We start from the raw sequence: 19,352 nt of genomic DNA, 5'->3' as shown, positions 1-19,352 counted from the left end.
CTTTCGGGAACACGCGATATATCGCGTCGTGATGAATAACACGATATATCGCGTTTCTGGATCCCGCAACATCTTTGTGCGGAACTCGCTTGAGGTTGACGCAACGTCAAGGTTTAGCGTTGGACTCGACGGGCCGACTCGACGGGCCGACGCAGATGGGCCGAGACGGAAAGGGGAGCGCCATGGAATGGCCGATCCAGGAGGTCGCGAAACACGCGGGCACCACCAGTCGCACGCTGCGCCACTGCGGCGCGATCGGACTGCTGCCGGCGACCCGCGTCGGTCCGAACGGGTACCGCTACTACGACGAGGCGGCGCTCGTCCGGCTGCAACGCATCCTGCTCCTGCGGGATCTCGGACTCGGACTCCCCGCCATCGCCGAGGCACTCGCGGCGGACGACCGCGCCGAACGACGCACAACGGACTCCCTCCGCACCCACCTCGAGTGGTTGCGGCGGGAACAGGACCGACTCGAGCTCCAGATCGCGTCGGTCGAGGGCACCATCAACGCATTGGAAGGAGGGCGACCCCTCATGGCTGAGCACATGTTCGACGGGTTCGACCACACGAAGTATCAGGCCGAGGTCGAGACGCGATGGGGGAGCCGGGCGTATGCCGACGGCGACCGCTGGTGGCGCGGGATGGATGAGGAGGGGCGTCGGGCGTGGACGGAACGCCTGGCCCGCCTGAACGCGGACTGGGTCGATGCGGCCTCCCGAGGCATCGACCCGGCCGGGGACGAGGCCCAGCGGCTCGCGCGCAGGCACGTCGAGTGGCTGCGGAGTATCCCGGGGACGCCCGCAGAGGACGAGGGGTCGCTGGCCGCGTACGTCACGGGTCTCGGCGAGATGTACGTCGCGGATGAGCGGTTCGCTGCGAACTACGGCGGGGTGGACGGCGCGCGGTTCGTGCGCGATGCGCTGCTCGCCTCCGTGGGGAGCGCCGAGTAGCGCCTGAACCGCAGAACGACCGGCCGCCCAGAAGGTCGACCGGTCGTTCTGCGATGTCGGCGTCGCCTGAGACGACGTCGACGACCGCTCCTGGCTACTGGTTGCGGAACGTCGTGATGAAGTTCTGCCTCGTCGGCTCGTAGAGGGCGTGGATGAGGTCACCGGTGCGTGCGGCGTCTCCGGCCTGTGCCGCCTCGTTGATGCCCGTGATCTGCGACACCATGTCCTCGACGGCGGTGAGGCCCTCGCGCGGGGTCAGGAAGCGCAGCAGCTGCAGTGAGAGGGACTCGACGGTCTCGACGAGGACCCGGTTCGGCGTGGCGCGCTCGAAGGCGAGGAAGAAGTCGCGGATGGCCGGGCCGAGGGCGCCAAGGTCGTTGCGCTCGTGCGCGTCGACCGCGTTGTCGGCGAACGTCTGCAACGCCGTCCGATCCGCTTCGGTCAGCGAGCCGACGACCTGGCGTGCCGCGTACTCGTGCAGGACGCCGGAGACGAACAGCGCCTCGTTGATGGCACGGAAGTCGAGCGGTGCGACGCGTGTGTACTTGTGTGGGACGAGCTCGACGACGCCGTCCTCCGCGAGCTTGTTGAGCGCCTCGCGGACCGGTGTGCGCGAAGCGCCGAGCCAGGTGGTGAGCGCCTCGTCGTGCAGCTGTTCGCCCGGTTCGAGGGTGCCGTCGAGGACGGCGTTCAGGATCGTGTCGTAGATCTCATCGCGCAGCAGGCGGCGGGTGAGGTTCGTCGGCGTGTTGGTCGGCATCAGTTGTCCTCGCCTTTCGGTGCTGCGGTGTCTGCCGCGATGAGCTGTTCCGACAGTTCCCGCAGGCTCGTGCCGAAGTAGGCGGTCACGGCATCGGCCGCGCCGTCGGCGTCGCCGGACAGGGCGCGATCGATGAGGTCGCGCAGGTGTCCGAATCCGACCGGGACGTTGAGCAGCTCGCCCGAGGCGTTGATCGTGCGCTGCAGGTGCGGGGCGAACTTCTCCGGCAGGCGGAGGAGGAGCTTGTTGTCGTAGCGGTCGAGGAACACCTGGAAGATGTCGCTGATCGCCTGCGTGCGCTTCGGGGTGATCGGTGCGTCCTCGTCGGCGAGGACCGTGTCGCGGAAGCGCTTGAGGGTCGCGGCGTCCTCTGCGGTCAGGAGGGGCACGGTCTCGCGGACGGCTGCGGCGTCGAGTGCGCCGAGGACCTCGAGGATCTGACCGAAGTGGCGCGGGTCGATCGCGGAGACGCGCGTGAGCTTCTGGGGGAGGACGTCGACGAAGCCGGCGTTGGCGAGGCGGTTGAGCGACTCGCGGATGGGGGTCCGCGATGCGCCGAGCCACGCTTCCAGTTCTTTGTCGAGAAGTACCTTCCCCGGTTCGAGCTCGCCGGTGACGATGGCTTCGAGGATGCGGTCGTGGACTTGGTCGCGGAGGAGCTTGCGCGGTGCCTGCGCTGGCGTCGTCGGGATGGGCATACGGCGATCTTAACCGCCAAACGGTGTGAATATCTAATATTCGCTTCGGTGTGGCGAACGAAATGGTTAGATTCGATTCTGACGCGTGTGATCGGATGACGCCGGGCGTTGCCCGGTGTGTCCGGATCGGCCTAGAGTGGGCTGATCATCAAGAACTCCACGCGTGAGGCGGCCGGATGCCCATCCCGAATCAGAGGCCCATTCAGCCACGCCTGTCGTTGCGGGAGGTGGCGCAGTCCCAGATCCGTGACGCCATCCTGAACGGCACGTTCCAGCCGGGCGAACTCCTGAACGACAACGACCTCCAGCGGTGGCTCGGTGTCTCGCGCACGCCGATCCGCGAGGCGCTCAACGACCTGGCGCGGGTCGGGCTCGTGCAGATGGTGCCGCAGCGGTACACCCGGGTCGCCGTCCCCGTCCCGGAGGAGCGGCTTGCGATCCTGCAGACGCTCGGCGCGATCCTCGGCGGTGTCGCGCGGGTGTCGGTCGGCACCCTCGACGCCGCTCAGCGAGCCGGGATGTCCCAGGCGATCGACGTCGTCCTCGATGCGGTGTCCGCGCGGGATACCGAGGCGTTCGGGCGTGAGAACTGGGCGCTCATGATGTGGTTCGTCAAAGCCTGCCCGAACCCCGTGCTCGCGGCAGCCGCCCGGGACCTGGTCGACGGGCTCGGCTACCGACTCGCGATCTCACGTACGAGTGAGACCACGCGCTGGGAGCAGCTGGAGGTCGAATTCCCGAGACTGCGCGATGCGGTGCAGCGCGGCGACGCCGTGGCGGCGGAACTGGCCATTGAAGCGCTCTTCCGGCTGGCGGACGGTCAGCAGGGCGACGGTCGGTAGAGGAACAGCCGGCGAGTGGACGATCCAGTGCCGGTGCGGTCCTGAACCGCGAGCCGCGCTGTGCATGTGGTGAGGGGGCGAGCGCCCATTTCTCGCCCCCTCGGGTGTTGTCGATAACAACGTGACCATTCAAATGGATGACGCGTGAGCTGAGCGTTAAGAGTTCGCATTCGCGAACCTCCTCCGTGGGTGTGCGCGGCCGACGGGTACGCTGCGCGAGTGTGTGCGAGCGCCCTGTGAGGTCTCGAAACTTCCCCACCAACAACGACAGTCGCTGATATACTTCGTACGCAAAACATCAACGTCTGAAAAAGAGGCCGCATGCCCGTGCCAACGTCGATCGCCGATGTCCGCCGCCAATCCCTCCGTGAGATCGCCGAGTTCCGGATTCGGGAGGCGATCCTGGACGGCACCTTCGAGCCGGGCGAGACGCTGCACGATCAGGAGCTGCAGGACTGGCTCGGCGTCTCCCGGACGCCCATCAGGGACGCGCTCAACGATCTGTCGCGCGTCGGCCTCGTCGAGACGGCGCCCCAGCGCTACACGAGGGTCGCCCGTCCGACCCCTGATGCGCAGCCAGCCCTGTCGGAGGCCACCGGCGCGCTGCTGTGCGCGGTGCTCCGGTTGACGGTCGTCACCATCGACGGCGAGGCGCGCGAAGCGGTCCTCACAACACTCGACGATGCCGCGGCAGCGCTCGAGGCCGCAGATCCCGTCGCGTACGGGCGAGCCGTCCGCGGGTTCGTGGAGCGCATCGTCGACGCCTGCCCGAACGAAGTGCTCGTGGACGCCGTCCGCGACATCGCAGCCGGACTCGCGTTCCGATTGACGATCTCGCTCACCGTCCAGGCATCGTCGCTGGCCGTGATCGCCGGGGCCTACCCGCTGCTGCGGGCGGCGGTCGCTGCCGGCGATGCGGAGGCGGCCGCCCGGGCGGCGGCGATCGTCTTCACCGGCTGATCGGCTTCGGCTGACGCGAAACGCTGACGCGAAACGCTGACGCTGCTGTTACACGGCCCTTGCTTTGCTGGGGCCGATGCCCGTCGTCCGACGGTGCTCACACGGGGGCACAACACGGACGGAGGTGCCGGGCGCATGGAGCGGATCGGTTGGAATGCGGGCGGCGACGGCAGCGTCGGCAGCGGCGGCGGTGTCAGCGGGCATCGCCCCGTCCCGCGAGAGCGCCTCGTCATCCCCGGACTCGTGAACGCGCACACCCACGCCGCGATGGCGGTGCTCCGGGGTCTGGGGGACGGCCTGCCGCTCGACGACTGGCTCGGCGTTGTGCAGGCGGCCGAAGCCAGACTCACACACGACGACCTCTACTGGAGTCTGCAACTCGGCCTGTGCGAACTCATCCGCAACGGCACCAGCTGCTTCGCCGACATGTTCTTCTGGGACGAGCGGCTCATCGATTCGGTGATCGAAGCAGGCCTCCGCGTCTCCGCGGCACCGGCCGTGTTCGGACTCGACATGGTGGGCTGGCCGCTCGCGGGAGGCCGGACTGCCGGTGCGCAGATCGCGCACACGGAATCGCTCGCCTCGACCTATGCCGGCGAGCCGCTCGTGCAGATCATGTACGGGCCGCACGCGCCGTACACCTGCGGGGAGACGGTCCTCCGGCGCATCGGTGCGCGTGCGGCGGAGACGGGACTCGGCGTCCACACCCACCTGTCCGAAACCAAGCACGAGGTCACCGAGAGCCTCGCCAGATGCGGCCTTACCCCGGTGCAGGCTGCGGCGGAGGCCGGCCTCCTCAACGCTCGCACCCTCATCGCGCACGGGACCTGGCTCACGCCGGCGGACATCGAACTCGTGGCGGAGGCCGGAGCGAGCGTCGCTCACTGCCCGCAGAGCAATCTCAAGCTCGGCTCCGGCATCGCTCCAGTGGTCGAGATGGTCGACGCCGGCGTCCGGGTCGCCATCGGTACGGACGGTCCGGCCAGCAACGACGCGCTCGACATGCTGCGGGAGATGCGACTCGCCGCGTCGCTGCAACGCGGGGCGAGCTGCGACGCCGGTGCGCTCGCTGCGGACGAGGTGCTCGGGATGGCGACGGCGAACGGTTCGTCGGCGCTCGGATTCGACGTCACGGGGCCGGGCGGCGCCCCGGCCGACTATGCGGTGCTCGACGCTTCCGGTGCGCGCGCCGCGTCATGGTCGGGCGCAGGAGGTTTCATCGCGTGGTCCGCTGTCGGCCACGACGTGACGGATCTGGTGGTGGGCGGCCGTGCGCTGTTGCGGGATCGGGAACTGCTCACGATCGACGAGGAGCGGGTGCTCTTCGAGATCGACCGGATCAGGCGTCGTCTCGGGGTGGGGGAATCCGCCGCCTGAAGATCGGGATCAGGCACCCGGAATCCGTGTCGATCGCGTGCTGGGATGCGTCGAGTCAGTGCCTCAATCCCGGTCATAGCCTTTAAAGAATATTAAATTCCTCGTATATGTCTTGGCAAGTGGTCAGAAGTTCATCATCATGGGATTCCAGCGTTAAAGGAGCACCACGCCATGCCGATCCCCCTGACCCCCATCGCCTTCCGCCACGAGACCCTGTGCGACCGGGTCTACCGCATCATCGAGACGTCGATCTTGAGTGGCGAATTCCAGCCGGGTCAGCGATTGCATGAGTCCACGCTCGAAGCGATGGTGCGGGCCTCGCGGACGCCGGTGCGCGAAGCGCTGCGCAGGCTCGACCGGGTCGGTCTGGTCGAGGTCCGGCCGCAGTCCGAGACGAGGGTGCGTCCCCTCGACCTGCCCTACTTCCGCGAGCTCATGGCCGTCGCGCGGCACATCTACGCCGACCTCGTGCGGACCACAACACCGCGGCTCGACCAGACCGACCTCGCCAAGCTCGTCGAACTGCGCGAGGACATCCAGTCCGGGGCGGCCGGCGGGCGCATCAACCCGTTCCGCCACCTCCTCGACGTCTTCCTCGACCGCCGCGACAGTGACGTCCTCCGCCAGATCGTCTCCGAGATCCGGATCCACGTCCGCTGGCTGGTCGGCCTGAACTCGCGCCACGCAGAGGTGCTGGACTTCGACACCGAGCGGATGGACCGCCTCATCGTGGCGTGCGAGGACGGGTCGGGCCAGGACGCGGAAGCGATCATCCTCGACTACTTCGACGAGGTGGTCGAACTGTTCCTGCGGTCGATCGGGGCGGGCGCCGCACCGGCGCCCTCCGCATCGAGAGCGCCGGTGCCAGGCGCTGCAGGGCAGGAGTCCGACACCGACGCCGCCGAGGACGGCAGGCGGGTCCTGCTGCGGGACAACGTGTACGAGGTCATCCTCCAGGCGATCACCGACGGCACCTTCGTCCCGGGCGAACGGCTCGTGGACCGGGAGCTCATGGAGTGGCTCGGCGTCTCGAGGACGCCCCTGCGCGAGGCGCTCGCCGAGTTGCAGTCGATCGGGCTCGTCGAGATCCATCACGGGCGAGGCACCACGGTCGCAGAACTGGACGACGCCAGGACCTCAGAGGCCATCTCGGCCTGCGCGCTCTTCTTCGGGCTCGCCCTCGCCCTGCACGTGCAGTCCATCGACGCGGCCTCCGTCGCATCGGTGCGGACCAAGCTGCAGGCGATCGAATCGGCCGTCGCGGCCGAGGACGCGGCGGCCGCGGTGGTCGCGAGGGACGAATTCCTCTTCTCGTTCGCCGACGTCGCCGGCAACCGGCCGCTGCGCCGCATCCTCAGGATGCTCTCCCCGATGAGCCGCCGTCCGCACGGGATCGGCGTGGTGCCGGAGGGGGCCGACCTGCTGGCGCTGTGCGTCTCCATCGCCGAGGCCGGTGAGAACGGCGACGTCGTCGCAGCGGAGCAGCTCATCCATCGGCTCCTCGTCCCCACCCAGATTCCGCGCAGCTCGCTCGGTGTGGTGTCCGTGTCGTCCGCGGTCGATGCACCCCGGCTGGGGTCGGACTTCCAATACGACGACGACGGTCAACGGTTCTCCTTCGTCTATCAGGGGCACTGCGCCAGTTGGGCGCTCTGCAGCCCCATGGTCGTCGGCAGCCTCATCCCGGCGTTCTCCGCCGACCGTGTCGAATGGGGGTATGCGCTCGGCAAGGAGGAGTTCCGGTTGGCTGCTGAACCGTCCCAGTGGGAGTCCGCGGTCCGCGAACTCATCGCCGCGTATCTCGGTAGATCCTCCGGCCGCGCCCAGCAGCAGATCGTCCTGGGGCAGTCCGCGTGATGCGGTGCCGAAGGATGGCGGCGGGCTTCTCGCTCCTCGCGATGCTCGTGGGTTCGGTCGCCGTCGCGGCCGCGAATCCGGCGCCGGCTGTGGCCGCAGAGTATCCGAGCTGGGAGGACGTCCTCGCCGCGCGGTCGAACCAGGCCGCTGCGGATGCGAAGGCGGTCGAGCTCCGCGAGCACCTCGCCGGGCTCGAGACGAGGGCAGCTGCGACGGCGACCGCTGCGCAGGCGAAGGGCGCCGAACTGCAAGAGGCGCAGGACCTGTTCGACGAGGCGTTCCGACGCGGGGCGTCGCTGGACGACCAGGCCGGCGAGCGGCGGGAGGCCGCTGCGGCAGCGGTCAAGCGGGCGGGACTGCTCGCATCACAACTGGGAAGGAGCGGTGGCACGGACTTCGGAACACGACTGTTCCTCTCCGAACCGTCCGACGACCTGCTCGGCGCGCTCGGCTCCATCCAGAAACTCGCTGAACGCTACGCCGACGTCTCCGCCAAGGCCGACGCTGCCACAAGGACTGCCGATGCGGTGGCCGAGCAAGCGGACATCGCGAGCACCGAACGCGAACGGCTCCGCGGACTCGCGGCCGACGCGCTCGCCCAGGCGAGGGAAGCGGCCGCAGCCGATCAGGCCGCACTCGAATCCGTACGCGCGGAGGCCCTGGAGCTGAACGCGAAGCTGGCCGCGCTCACTGACGGCGCCGCGAAGACGGCGGCGGAGTATCAAGCGGGCCTGGCAGCGGAAGCCGCATCCGGCGGCGGATCAAGCGGCGGCGGTGGAGGTGGCGGAGGTGGCGGAGGCGGACTCCCCGGCGGCTCCGTCGGACCACAGGGCTGGGCCGTCCCGGCGAGCGGACCGATCACGGACCACTACGGCCCCCGCCAACCCATCTGCGGGCCGGACGGGTGCAGCGGGCCGTTCCACAGCGGCACCGACATCGGGACGGGCTGCGGCGCCCCCATCTATGCCGCTGCCGCCGGCCGCGTCGACTACGCGGGCTGGATGGGCACCTACGGCAACTTCGTCCTCCTCGCCCACAGCGGCGGCGTCGACACCGGGTACGCGCACATCCGCTCGGGCGGGATCGTCGTCGGGGACGGGCAGCAGGTGTCTGCCGGGCAGCTGATCGCCTGGTCCGGCACGACCGGGGCGTCGAACGGTTGCCACCTGCATTTCGAGGTCCGCCTGGGCGGCGGCAAGACCGATCCGGTGCCCTTTATGCGAGAACGGGAAGCGCCGCTCGGATAGTCGGCTCGTGCGACAAAGCGCCGCTCGGACAGTCGGCACTACCGCTCGGCTAGACCGCCTCGTGAGGCGTGTCGATGGCCGGAGCCCCGGCGTGCATCGCGCCGTAGACGCGCTCTGCGAAGTCGGTGAGGGCGTCGGCGCACGTCTGCAGCCTGGCCTCAGCAGCGACCGCCTCCGGCAGTTCGAGGATGTCGCGCTTCTTGAGATCGCGGAACCAGGTCCGGAGGCGGGTGAGGCTCTGCTCCTCCTCTTCGAGCTCGCCGAAGGTGAACTTCTCCTTCTCGATCTCTCGTGCGATCTCGGCCTCGAACTTGTCGCAGTCCGCCTGGAACTCGTTCCACTCGTCGACGCGGGCGCTGGTGAATGCGTCACTGATGAGGCGAGTCGACGCTGCATCCCGCGGTGAGGCGTCGATCACGGCGAAGACGCCACCGCCGGTGTGGCAGAGCTCTGCGGCCCGGTCCAGCGTCGGTTGGAACGCCGGTCCGGAGGGGATCGCCCAGGTGCCGGGTGAGACCGGAACGGCCCCGCCCTTACGGAGCTCGCGCCACACGCCGACGCGGTGCTTCGAAGGTTCCTTGGGGAGTTGGATGAGGATGAGGGTCCAGTTGATCTGCTTGGTCACAATTTCGAATGTAACAGCGGTTACATCCTGGGTCAAGTGACGGTGGCTCGGCGGGCGAACGTCATCACGTGCGGCGGACGTCTACGCGGGACGGGCGGGCGGGAAGGTCACCGTGACGGTGAGCCCGCCGCTGCGGTTGGGCCGGATGACGAGGGTGCCGCTGTGCACCTGCACGATGTTGCTCGCGAGGGCGAGGCCGAGTCCCATGCCGGCGGAGACCCGATCCCGCTGCGGCGTGCGCGCCCTGGTTCGGAAGAACGGCTCGGTCAGCCGGGCGGCATCGGCAGCCGACACGATCGGTCCCGTGTTGCTCACGCGCACGAGATTCCCACCCGGCGCGCTCACGACATCGACGTGGGCCCGCCCGCCCGCGTGATTGTGACGGATCGCGTTCTGCAGCAGATTGGTGACGAGTCGGTCGATGAGGACAGGATCGCCGTCGGATAGCACGCCGATCTCCGACTTCGTCGTGACCGAGACCCACGTCGTCCGGGCCTCCGATGCGAGCCGAGTGGTGGCCTGCGCCACCGCGGTCCGGAGATCGACGGGGGAGGCGTCGAGGCCCTGCTGCGTGCTCTCCGCGAGCTCCAGGAGTGCTTCGACGGTACGGATGCTGCGATCGTTCGCATCGGTCAGGCGATCGACGAGGCACTCGACGTCGACTCCCGCTGGATCGTCCCGCGCCACCCGGAGGAGCATCTTCGCGGTTGCGAGCGGTGTGCGCAGCTCATGAGAGGCGTGCGCCGCGAACCGCTCCCGCGCGATGGACGACGCCTCCAACGGTGCCACGAGTCGTCCGATCAGCAACCAGCCGAGGACCGCGCTCAGCGCGACGAGCGCGCTGAGTGCGGCGACACATCCCCAGCAGTCGGCCGCGGACGGCACGTCATCGTCGATCGCGAAGCAGAGGAGGAGCAATGCGCAACCGATGGTGGCGACGATCGCGGCGAACGCGGTAGTCCCGCGCGCACGGACGGAACGCGGCGCGCGCAGCGGCTGACGGACATGGAGCGACGTGTGTCCGGTCATCGGAGGTCCCCTTCCTCCGACATGGTCTCCGGTGCGATGCGGTAGCCGACGCCAGGGACCGTTTCGATCACCCAGGGCTCCCCGAGGCGTTTGCGGAGTGTGGAGACCGTGACCCGGGTCGTGTTGCTGAACGGATTGACGTTGCGATCCCAGGCCTTCTCCAGCAAGATCTCGGCGCTCACCACGCCGCCACCGGCCCTGAGGAGCACCTCCAGCACGGCGAACTCCTTGCGGGCCAGGCGGACGGGCTCTCCGTTGCGGCGCACCTCGTGCCGGAACGGGTCGAGTGTGATGCCGTGCATCTCGAGAACGGGCGGCAACGGTGCGCTCGTCCGCCGCGCGAGTGCGTGGAGTCGAGCGATCAGCTCGTCAAACTCGAACGGCTTCGCGAGGTAGTCGTCCGCGCCGAGGCCGAACCCCGAGACCTTCTGTTCCAGCCGGCCGGCCGCGGTCAGCATGAGTACCCGCGTGGCAGCGCCGGAGGCTGCGATCAGCCGGCAGACGTCGTCGCCGTGGGTGCCGGGGATGTCGCGGTCGAGGATGACCGCGTCGTAGTCGTTGACGCTGATCAGATCGAGTGCGTCGTCACCGTCGTGTGCGACGTCCGCCGCGATGGCCACCCGATCGAGGCCGTCCCTGATCGCCTCAGCGAGGTAGACCTCGTCGTCGACGATCAGGACGCGCATGGACGGGTGGCTCTCCTCTGCTGGCGCCGGGCGATGCTGCCCGGTGAGACTCAGCACGCAGGCTGACGCCATGACATATCGGAGACTCAAACATCTCCATTGAAGCAGAAGGGGCGCGAGAAGTCACCTGGGAACCGGGGGAGAAGTGGCCTCTTCGGCGGATTCGAGCGGCTCGGGCTTCGTCCGCTCCGGCACGCGGAACAGCGGGATCGTCCACCCGCAGATCGGGCCGATCAGGACGGCGAACAGCACGGTGCCCACGCCGACGTTGCCGCCGAGCAGCCAGCCGATCCCGAGGACGGTGACCTCCACCATCGTGCGCCCGACCCAGATGGGCCAACCGGTGCGCTTGTGGATGCCCGTCATCAGGCCGTCCCGTGGCCCGGCGCCGAAGCGGGCGCCGATGTAGAGGCCGGAGGCCGTGCCGAGGAGGAGCAGTCCGCCGGCGAAGAGGAGGAGCCGCCCCCAGAACGGCAGATCCGCCGGGATGAGCCACAGGCCGAGATCCGCAGCCGGCCCAACGAGGAGGACGTTGCACAGGGTGCCGATGCCCGGCTTCTGCCTGAGTGGGATCCACGCGAGCAGCACCACCGCGCCGATCACGACCGCCGCCAGACCGAAGCTGATCCCGGTCTTCATCGCAACGCCCTGACCGAACACATCCCAGGGCGCGATGCCGATCCCGGCGCGCACGATCATCGCGATGGCGATGCCGTACAGGAGCATGCCGGTGAAGAGCTGGATGATGCGACGGGTCATGGTCGTCAATCCAATTCCAGGATTGGCTTTTGCGCCAGAGTCCAATCTGGCTATCGTGGCTCCATGGCATCCATCACGCTCAGCGCCAGATCGCTCACCGCCCTCCTCGGAGAGTGGAAGAGTGCAGCCCCCGTGTACCGCGGACTCGCCGATCGCATCCGACTGCTCGTCCTCGACGGCCGCATCCCCGTCGGCACCCGCCTGCCGGCCGAACGCGAGCTCGCGGACCGCCTCGCGCTCAGCCGGACGACCGTGACCGCGGCCTACCGCGAGCTCCGCGACGCCGGATACCTCCGCAGCACCCGCGGCTCCGGCAGCGTCACCCTCCTGCCCGGATCGCCGACGGCGCTCGCCGCCGTGCCACAGGGTGGCTTCCTCGACTTCAGCAAGGCCGCCGTCCCGCCGTGCCCGGAGGTCATCGATGCCGCGGTCGCAGCAGCCGCAGAACTGCCCAGGTACATGCACGACTGGGACTACGACCTCGTCGGCATGCCCGGCCTCCGCCAGGCGATCGCAGACCGGTACACGGCGAGAGGGCTCCCGACGGACGCCGACGAGATCATGATCACGGTCGGTGCGCAACACGCGATCGCACTGATCGCCAGGACCATGCTGAGCCGCGGCGACCGGGTGCTCGTCGAGATGCCGAGCTACCCGCACGCCTACGAAGCGCTCCGCGGAGCCGGCGCCAGGCTCGGAGCGGCGACCGTGTCGTCCGAGACCGGCTGGGACCCGCGGGAGATCGAGCAGTGGTTCGCACGCACGAGCCCGGCACTCGCCTACCTCATGCCGGACTTCCACAACCCGACCGGCGCCTCGATGCCGCTCGACACCCGCGAACGCGTCGCCAGGGCTGCCGAACGCCACGGCACCGTGCTCGTGATCGACGAGACGACCGCGGAGCTCAACATCGACAGGCCGGAGTCGTACCCGCCGTTCGTCGCCACAGCGACGGCTGCGTGCGGGAGGTCCGCCGCTGCATCGATCATCACGATCGGCTCCGTGGGCAAGACCGTGTGGGGAGGTCTGCGCATCGGCTGGATCCGGGCCGATCGCGGCATCATCCGGAAGCTCGTCTCCACGAGGTCGATGGGCGACCTCGGCACACCCATCCTCGACCAGCTGACGGTCGCGGAACTCATGCCGGTGATGGACGGCATCGTCGAGCGCCGAGGACGACAGCTGGGCGCGACCAGGGATCGACTCGTCGACCTCCTGCACGACCGGCTGCCGGAGTGGAGCGTGCCGCGCGTGAACGGCGGCATCGCGACCTGGGTGAACCTGGGGGAGGCCGCATCGTCGCAGCTCGCGCTCGCCGCCCGGAGCCACGGACTCGTGATCGTGGCCGGTCCGAGGTTCGGGATCGACGGCGCGTTCGAGCGGTACCTCCGGATCCCGATCAGCTATCCGTGGGGCGACACGGAGCGCGCTGTCGACCTGCTGGCCGCGGCGTGGGGGTCTGCGTCGTTCGGTGCGGTGCCGACGTCGGCGTATCTCGACGACGTGGTGTGAGGCGTCGGGCCCTTCGACAGGCTCAGGGACCGGAGGCCCTTCGACGGGCTCAGGGACCGGGGGCGGAAGGCAAGCGTCGAAAACCCGGGTTGATCAGCTGGCTGATGTCATAATTGCACCGTCCGCAACTCCTCGTCACCACAGAAAGCGGTCCCGTGCACTTCCTCTCCGTCTTGAGCATGAAGAACCGTGCGCTGATCGCGCTCGTCACCATCGTCGTCGCGGTGTTCGGCGGACTCGCCGTGTCCGGCCTCAAGCAGGAGCTCGTGCCGTCGGTCCAGTTCCCGCAGCTCGCGATCGTGACGAGCTACCCTGGCGCCGCCCCCGAAGTCGTCAACGACGACGTGTCGACGCCCATGGAGACCGCAATCCAGGGCGTGCCGGGGCTCGAATCCACAAGCGCGACCTCGAGCACCAACTCGTCGCTCGTGAGCGCGACGTTCACCTACGGGACCGACCTCGCAACGGCCGAGCAGAAGATCAACCAGGCGATCAACCGCATCAAGTCGACCCTGCCGAGCGACCTCGACCCGCAGGTGGTCAGCGGCAGCATCGACGACCTGCCCGTCATCCAGATCGCCGTCACGGGCGGCGGCTCCTCCGATGCGCTCGCGACGCTGCTGAAGAACTCCGTCGTCCCGGACATCAAGGACGTCTCCGGCGTCCGCGATGCGGCGATCGTCGGCGACATCGGCAAGCGCATCAGCATCACGCCAGACCCGGAGAAGCTCGCGGCGATCGGCAAGACGAGCCAGGTCGTCTCCACAACGCTCCAGCAGAACGGTGTGCTCCTGCCGGCCGGCAGCATCACCGAGAACAACCAGACGCTGTCCGTGCAGACCGGCTCGAAGCTCGGCTCCGTCGACGACATCAAGGCCCTGCCCATCGCGGGTGCGGCCAATGCGTCGGGTGGAGTCGTGACACTCGGCGACGTCGCGGACATCGCGCTCACCGACGACCCGATCACCTCCATCTCCCGCGTCGACGGCAAGCCCGCCCTCACGGTCGCCGTGACGAAACTGCCGTCCGCGAACACGGTCGAGGTGTCGCAGGGCGTCCGCGCACTGCTGCCTGACCTCGAGAAGACCATCGGCTCCGACGCGAAGCTGACCGTCGTGTTCGACCAGGCCCCGTACATCGAGCAGTCGATCGAGTCGCTCACGACCGAGGGCCTGCTCGGCCTCGTGTTCGCGGTGCTCATCATCCTCGTGTTCCTGCTCGACGTGCGGGCCACGATCGTCACCGCGATCTCGATCCCGACCTCGGTGCTCATCACCTTCATCGGCCTGCAGGTCGCCGAGTACTCCCTCAACATCCTGACGCTCGGTGCGCTCACAATCGCCATCGGTCGTGTTGTGGACGACTCCATCGTCGTGATCGAGAACATCAAGAGACACCTGTCGTTCGGAGAGAATCGGACGGGCGCAGAACGCGCGGAGTCCATCTTGAGCGCCGTCCGCGAGGTCGCAGGCGCCATCACCGCGTCGACCGCCACGACCGTCGCCGTGTTCCTGCCCATCGCATTCGTCGGCGACATGACCGGCGAGCTGTTCCGACCGTTCGCGCTGACCGTGACGATCGCCCTGCTCGCCTCGCTGCTCGTGGCGCTCACGATCGTGCCGGTGCTCGCGTACTGGTTCCTCCGGGCACCGAAGAAGCGGGCTGAGACGGCTGCGGCTGCGGCCGACGCGACCGCCGCTGTGGAAGCTGAACCGGCCGAGGCGGGGACCAGCCGCCGCGCCCGCCGCAACAGCAGCGTGCAGGACGAGGACGACCTCGAGAAGCCCTCCCGCCTCCAGCGCGGCTACCTGCCGATCATCCACTGGACGCTGCGCCACTCCTTCGTGACGATCCTGCTCGCGCTGCTCGTCCTCGGCGGCACGCTCGCGCTCACGCCGTTTATGAAGACGAACTTCCTCGGCAGTTCCGGCCAGAACACGCTCTCCGTCACCCAGACGCTCAAGGTGGGTGCCAGCCTCGAAGCGCAGGACAACGCCGCATCGCAGGTCGAGGCGAAACTGCGCTCCATCTCCGGCATCGAGACCGTCCAGCTCTCCATCGGTTCGAGCGGCAGCTCCCTGCGGGACGCCTTCGTCGGCGGTGGCAGCGGATCCATCACCTACTCGATCACGACGGACGAGAACGTCGACCAGACGGCACTGCAGAAGCGGGTGCGGACGGATCTCGCCGGCATTCCGGACGCAGGTGAGATCGAGGTCACCGCATCGTCCGGCTTCGGCGGGTCGAGCGACATCGAGGTCGACATCACCTCGCCGCGACAGGCCGACCTGCAGACCGCATCCGACACCATCCAGAAGGCCGTCGAGAAGCTCAAGGGCATCGACCAGGTGTCGAGCAACCTGAGCGCCTCGCGTCCGTACATCCAGATCAAGGTCAACCGCGACGAAGCCGCGAAGGCCGGGTACACGGAGGTCGCCCTCGGCAGTTTCGTCTCGCAGCTGATGCAGCCGACGACCGCCGGGACCATCGCGATCGACGACACCACCCTCACGATCTACGTCGACACGCAGAACCCGCCGACGACCATCGCGGACCTCGCGGCGGCCACCGTGCCGACCGTGGCCGGCCCGCTGCGTCTCGACCAGCTGGCGACGGTGTCGCAGGTCGACGGTCCGGCGAGCATTACCACCGTCAAGGGGCTCCGCTCCGCGACGATCAGCGCGACGCCGGCGAGCGACAACCTGTCCGCCGCGAGCGGTGAGGTCCAGGCCGCGGTCGACCAGGCCAAGCTGCCGGCCGGAACGGTCGCGACCCTCGGCGGCGTGACCTCCGACCAGTCGAACGCGTTCAGCCAGCTCGGACTCGCGATGCTCGCGGCGATCCTGATCGTCTACATCATCATGGTGGCCACGTTCCGCTCGCTGCGACAGCCGATCCTGCTGCTCGTGTCCGTGCCGTTCGCGGCGACGGGCGCCATCGGTCTGCAGGTGCTGACCGGTGTGCCGCTCGGGGTGCCGTCGCTCATCGGTGTGCTGATGCTCATCGGCATCGTCGTGACGAACGCCATCGTGCTCGTCGATCTCGTCAACCAGTACCGACGTCGAGGGATGGACGTCATCACGGCCGTCGAGCACGGTGCGGCCAGACGACTCCGTCCGATCCTGATGACGGCGCTCGCAACGATCTTCGCGCTCACACCCATGGCCCTCGGGGTCACGGGGCACGGCGGGTTCATCTCGCAGCCGCTCGCGATCGTCGTGATCGGCGGGCTCGTGTCCTCCACGATCCTCACGCTCGTGGTGCTGCCGACGCTGTACAACCTCGTCGAGGGCGCCAAGGAGCGTCGGGCGGCGAAGCGCGCTGCGAAGGCTGCTGGGGCTGGGGCTGGGGCTGATGCTGATGTTGCGGTGGCCGAGGTCGAGGCTGCTCCCGCTGTGGCGGAGCTGGTCGGAGCCGGTGTCGGTGCTGGTGTCGGTGCCGCTGGTGTGAGTGCCCTTGGCGGTGCCGCGGCGGCTGCTGACGCTGATGCGGGTGCCGGTGCTGCCGATGGACCCGACAATGCCGTGGTGAACGATGCCGGGGTGATCGATGCCCCGGTGAACGAGGTCGCGGGAGACTTCGCCGACAGCGCCGAAGGCCCCGACGTCGAACTGCCGACTACCGCCCCTGACGGGTCCGTGCTCGCGCCGCCGACGGCTGCGACCGGGGCGATCGACGTGGTCGAGCCGGGCGAACCCGGCGAGCCCGCTGCGGTGTTGCCACCGACGACCGAGCTCGGGTCCGTCGAGGGCCCGGACGTCGAGCGTTCGCTCGACGACGCTCCGGCCGAGTTCACGGACACGGCGAGCATCGAGGTCGTCGAGGACGTGGCTGCTGGGACCGAGTCGCAGGACGAGATCGTGAGCGACGCCCACAGCTTCGAGGGCGGCGGAGACGAGCATCACGGGACGCACGTCGCTGCCGGTGAGTCGCAGCCGACGACTCAGGCGATCGACGTCGTCAACCTCACGGACGCGGAAGCGGACGAGCCTGAGCACCACGGCCTGCACGGGGCCGAGCCGGTCGACGGTGAAGCGGTTGCCGATGAGTCGCCCGTGAGTGAGGCAGCCACCGGTGAGGCCCCCACGGATGACGCCACCACGGGTGACGGTGCCACGGGCGACGCCACCACGGATCGCCCGGCGCCGAAGAAGCCCGGCTCCCGTCGAGCCCAGTGGCCCTAACCCGGTGATCCCGCCGGTCCGATCCACCTGATGCTGGATCGGACCGGTGGGACGGTCCTGCGTCGGCGAGTGGGGTCGAGCCGCTCAGCGCAGGGTGCCGACGGCCGCGACGGCTGCGGTGACGACCTCGCCCGACTGGACGAGCGCGGCGACCGCCTCGATCTCCGGGGACAGATGACGGTCCGGACCCGGGCCGTCGACGACCGTGCGGACGAGTGCGTGCACGGCCCCTGTCGCGGAACCAGGCACCAGCGGCGCGCGCAGATCGATCGCGCGGGTGGCGGTCATGACCTCGATCGCGAGGACACGACCGAGCCCGTCGACGGCGCGACGAAGTTTGCGGGCGGCGGCCCATCCCATCGACACGTGGTCCTCCTGCATGGCGGAGGATGGGATCGAATCGACCGATGCGGGGGACGCCAGCCGCTTCAGCTCGCTCACGATGCCGGCGGCGGTGTACTGCGCGATCATGAGGCCGGAATCCACCCCGACCTCATGGGCGAGGAACGGCGGTAGGCCCTGACTGCGCGCGGGATCGAGGAAGCGGTCCGTCCGCCGCTCCGACATGCTCGCGACGTCCGCCGCCACGATCGCGAGGAAGTCGAGCACATAGGCGAGCGGCGCACCATGGAAGTTGCCGTTCGATTCGACGCGGCCGTCGGGGGTGAGCACCGGGTTGTCGATGGCGCTCGCCAGTTCGCGGCCCGCGACCGTCTCGGCATGCGCGACCGTGTCCCGCGCCGCGCCGTGCACCTGCGGGGCGCACCGCATCGAGTAGGCGTCCTGGACGCGTGTGCACGAGTCGTCGCGGTGGCTCGCCATGATGGGCGACCCGGCGAGGACGGCGCGCAGGTTGGCCGCGCTCTCTGCTTGGCCCGCCTGTGGGCGCAGCGCCTGCAGATCGGCCGCGAACACGGCGTCGGTGCCGAGCAGCGACTCGATGCTGAGCCCGGCCGCGATGTCGGCCGTCGTGAGGAGCAGACGCAGGTCGTGGATCGCGATGGCGAGCATCCCGAGCATCCCGTCGGTGCCGTTGATGAGCGCCAGGCCCTCCTTCTCGGCCAGGACGATGGGGGTGATGCCGGCCGCTTCGAGGGCCTGCGCCGCCGGGACGAGCGAGCCCGCCGCATCGCGCACCTCGCCCTCTCCCATCGCCGCGAGGGCGCAGTGCGCGAGGGGCGCCAGGTCGCCGGAGCAGCCGAGCGACCCGTACTCGCGGACGACCGGCGTGATGCGGGCGTTGAGGATGGCGGCGTAGGTCTGGGCGATCTCGACCCGGACCCCCGTGCGCCCGGTGAGCAGCGTCGACAGGCGCAGCAGCATCAGGGCGCGGACGACCTCCCGCTCGACCTCGGCGCCCGACCCGGCGGCGTGCGATCGGACGAGACTCGCCTGCAGTTGCGCTCGGCGCTCCGGAGCGATGAAGGTGGTCGCGAGCGCGCCGAAGCCCGTGGAGATGCCGTAGTGCGGCTGCGGGTCTGCCGCCAGATCGTCGACGACCTGGCGTGACGCGGCAACGGCGTCGAGTGCAGCCTGGTCGAGGCGGATCGGCGCGAGACCGCGTGCGACGGCGACGACGTCCGCGATGCTCACGGGGCCGATGCCGACCGTGACGGTGGGTGGCGTGGCGGGGGTCGGCGGTGTGGCGGGGCCGGCTGGGCTGTCGGAACTGTCGGGGGTGCCGGTCGTGTCCGGCTGCGTCGAGGTCATGTTCTGATCCCACACCGTTCGCCGTCCGGATCCACCCGGCGTACACTCGTCTGCGTCTGGGATCCCAGACTGAGCGAGGTGTCCCGCACGGCTGTGTGCGGACGCGGACGCGCGTGCGGATGCGTGCGGGTGCGGATGCGGATGCGGGAACACGAT

At 69.0% G+C, this 19,352-nt stretch carries 15 protein-coding genes; 8 read left to right on the top strand and 7 right to left on the bottom strand.

Annotation, left to right across the window (positions count from 1 at the left end; all coding sequences use genetic code 11):
• Window positions 1–182 precede the first annotated feature (182 nt).
• Window positions 183–950, top strand: a complete 768-nt coding sequence (locus tag ACL9RL_RS04060; protein WP_422778931.1) for a MerR family transcriptional regulator — start codon at window positions 183–185, stop codon at window positions 948–950.
• Between the two features lie 94 nt (window positions 951–1,044).
• On the opposite strand, the gene ACL9RL_RS04055 is transcribed toward ACL9RL_RS04060, so the two are convergent.
• Together ACL9RL_RS04055 and ACL9RL_RS04050 are read right to left on the bottom strand one after the other, a co-directional pair.
• Complete coding sequence (locus ACL9RL_RS04055; RefSeq protein WP_422778930.1) at window positions 1,045–1,710, bottom strand: GntR family transcriptional regulator; 666 nt, start codon at window positions 1,708–1,710, stop codon at window positions 1,045–1,047.
• A complete protein-coding gene (locus ACL9RL_RS04050; protein ID WP_422778929.1) occupies window positions 1,710–2,408 on the bottom strand; it encodes a GntR family transcriptional regulator in 699 nt (232 codons plus the stop codon). The genes ACL9RL_RS04055 and ACL9RL_RS04050 overlap by 1 nt, the downstream gene beginning before the upstream one ends.
• A gap of 176 nt (window positions 2,409–2,584) precedes the next feature.
• Here ACL9RL_RS04050 and ACL9RL_RS04045 point away from each other — a divergent pair, with 176 nt between their 5' ends.
• From ACL9RL_RS04045 to ACL9RL_RS04025, 5 genes are all read left to right on the top strand, one after another.
• Window positions 2,585–3,250, top strand: a complete 666-nt coding sequence (locus ACL9RL_RS04045; RefSeq protein ID WP_422778928.1) for a GntR family transcriptional regulator — start codon at window positions 2,585–2,587, stop codon at window positions 3,248–3,250.
• A gap of 321 nt (window positions 3,251–3,571) precedes the next feature.
• Window positions 3,572–4,210 (top strand): GntR family transcriptional regulator, encoded by a 639-nt coding sequence (locus ACL9RL_RS04040; RefSeq protein WP_422778927.1) that lies wholly within the window; start codon window positions 3,572–3,574, stop codon window positions 4,208–4,210.
• 135 nt (window positions 4,211–4,345) lie between these two features.
• Window positions 4,346–5,587 carry an amidohydrolase gene (locus ACL9RL_RS04035; RefSeq protein ID WP_422778926.1) on the top strand — a complete coding sequence of 414 codons (1,242 nt, stop codon included), beginning with the start codon at window positions 4,346–4,348 and terminating at the stop codon, window positions 5,585–5,587.
• 171 nt (window positions 5,588–5,758) lie between these two features.
• Window positions 5,759–7,444, top strand: a complete 1,686-nt coding sequence (locus ACL9RL_RS04030; protein ID WP_422778925.1) for a GntR family transcriptional regulator — start codon at window positions 5,759–5,761, stop codon at window positions 7,442–7,444.
• Between the two features lie 14 nt (window positions 7,445–7,458).
• A complete protein-coding gene (locus tag ACL9RL_RS04025) occupies window positions 7,459–8,691 on the top strand; it encodes a M23 family metallopeptidase (RefSeq protein WP_422778924.1) in 1,233 nt (410 codons plus the stop codon).
• Between the two features lie 49 nt (window positions 8,692–8,740).
• Here the strand turns inward: ACL9RL_RS04025 and ACL9RL_RS04020 are convergent, their stop codons facing one another.
• From ACL9RL_RS04020 to ACL9RL_RS04005, 4 genes are all read right to left on the bottom strand, one after another.
• Entirely contained in the window at window positions 8,741–9,316 is a 576-nt protein-coding gene (locus tag ACL9RL_RS04020) for a Chromate resistance protein ChrB (RefSeq protein ID WP_422778923.1), read from the bottom strand.
• A gap of 81 nt (window positions 9,317–9,397) precedes the next feature.
• The gene (locus ACL9RL_RS04015; RefSeq protein WP_422778922.1) at window positions 9,398–10,345 is read right to left on the bottom strand and encodes a sensor histidine kinase; all 948 of its coding nucleotides are present in this window, start codon (window positions 10,343–10,345) and stop codon (window positions 9,398–9,400) included.
• Window positions 10,342–11,031 carry a response regulator transcription factor gene (locus tag ACL9RL_RS04010; protein ID WP_422779211.1) on the bottom strand — a complete coding sequence of 230 codons (690 nt, stop codon included), beginning with the start codon at window positions 11,029–11,031 and terminating at the stop codon, window positions 10,342–10,344. The genes ACL9RL_RS04015 and ACL9RL_RS04010 overlap by 4 nt, the downstream gene beginning before the upstream one ends.
• A gap of 123 nt (window positions 11,032–11,154) precedes the next feature.
• Window positions 11,155–11,790, bottom strand: a complete 636-nt coding sequence (locus ACL9RL_RS04005; protein ID WP_422778921.1) for a YczE/YyaS/YitT family protein — start codon at window positions 11,788–11,790, stop codon at window positions 11,155–11,157.
• Between the two features lie 63 nt (window positions 11,791–11,853).
• Between ACL9RL_RS04005 and ACL9RL_RS04000 the strand changes: the two genes are divergently transcribed.
• The gene (locus tag ACL9RL_RS04000) at window positions 11,854–13,302 is read left to right on the top strand and encodes a PLP-dependent aminotransferase family protein (protein ID WP_422778920.1); all 1,449 of its coding nucleotides are present in this window, start codon (window positions 11,854–11,856) and stop codon (window positions 13,300–13,302) included.
• A gap of 155 nt (window positions 13,303–13,457) precedes the next feature.
• Window positions 13,458–17,486, top strand: a complete 4,029-nt coding sequence (locus ACL9RL_RS03995; protein ID WP_422778919.1) for an efflux RND transporter permease subunit — start codon at window positions 13,458–13,460, stop codon at window positions 17,484–17,486.
• Between the two features lie 84 nt (window positions 17,487–17,570).
• On the opposite strand, the gene hutH is transcribed toward ACL9RL_RS03995, so the two are convergent.
• Entirely contained in the window at window positions 17,571–19,196 is a 1,626-nt protein-coding gene (hutH, locus tag ACL9RL_RS03990) for a histidine ammonia-lyase (protein WP_422778918.1), read from the bottom strand.
• Window positions 19,197–19,352: the final 156 nt, after the last annotated feature.

Origin of the sequence: Plantibacter sp. Mn2098, from assembly GCF_049319745.1 — a bacterium.
Lineage (GTDB): Bacteria > Actinomycetota > Actinomycetes > Actinomycetales > Microbacteriaceae > Plantibacter.
This window is presented reverse-complemented; position numbering and strand designations above follow the sequence as displayed.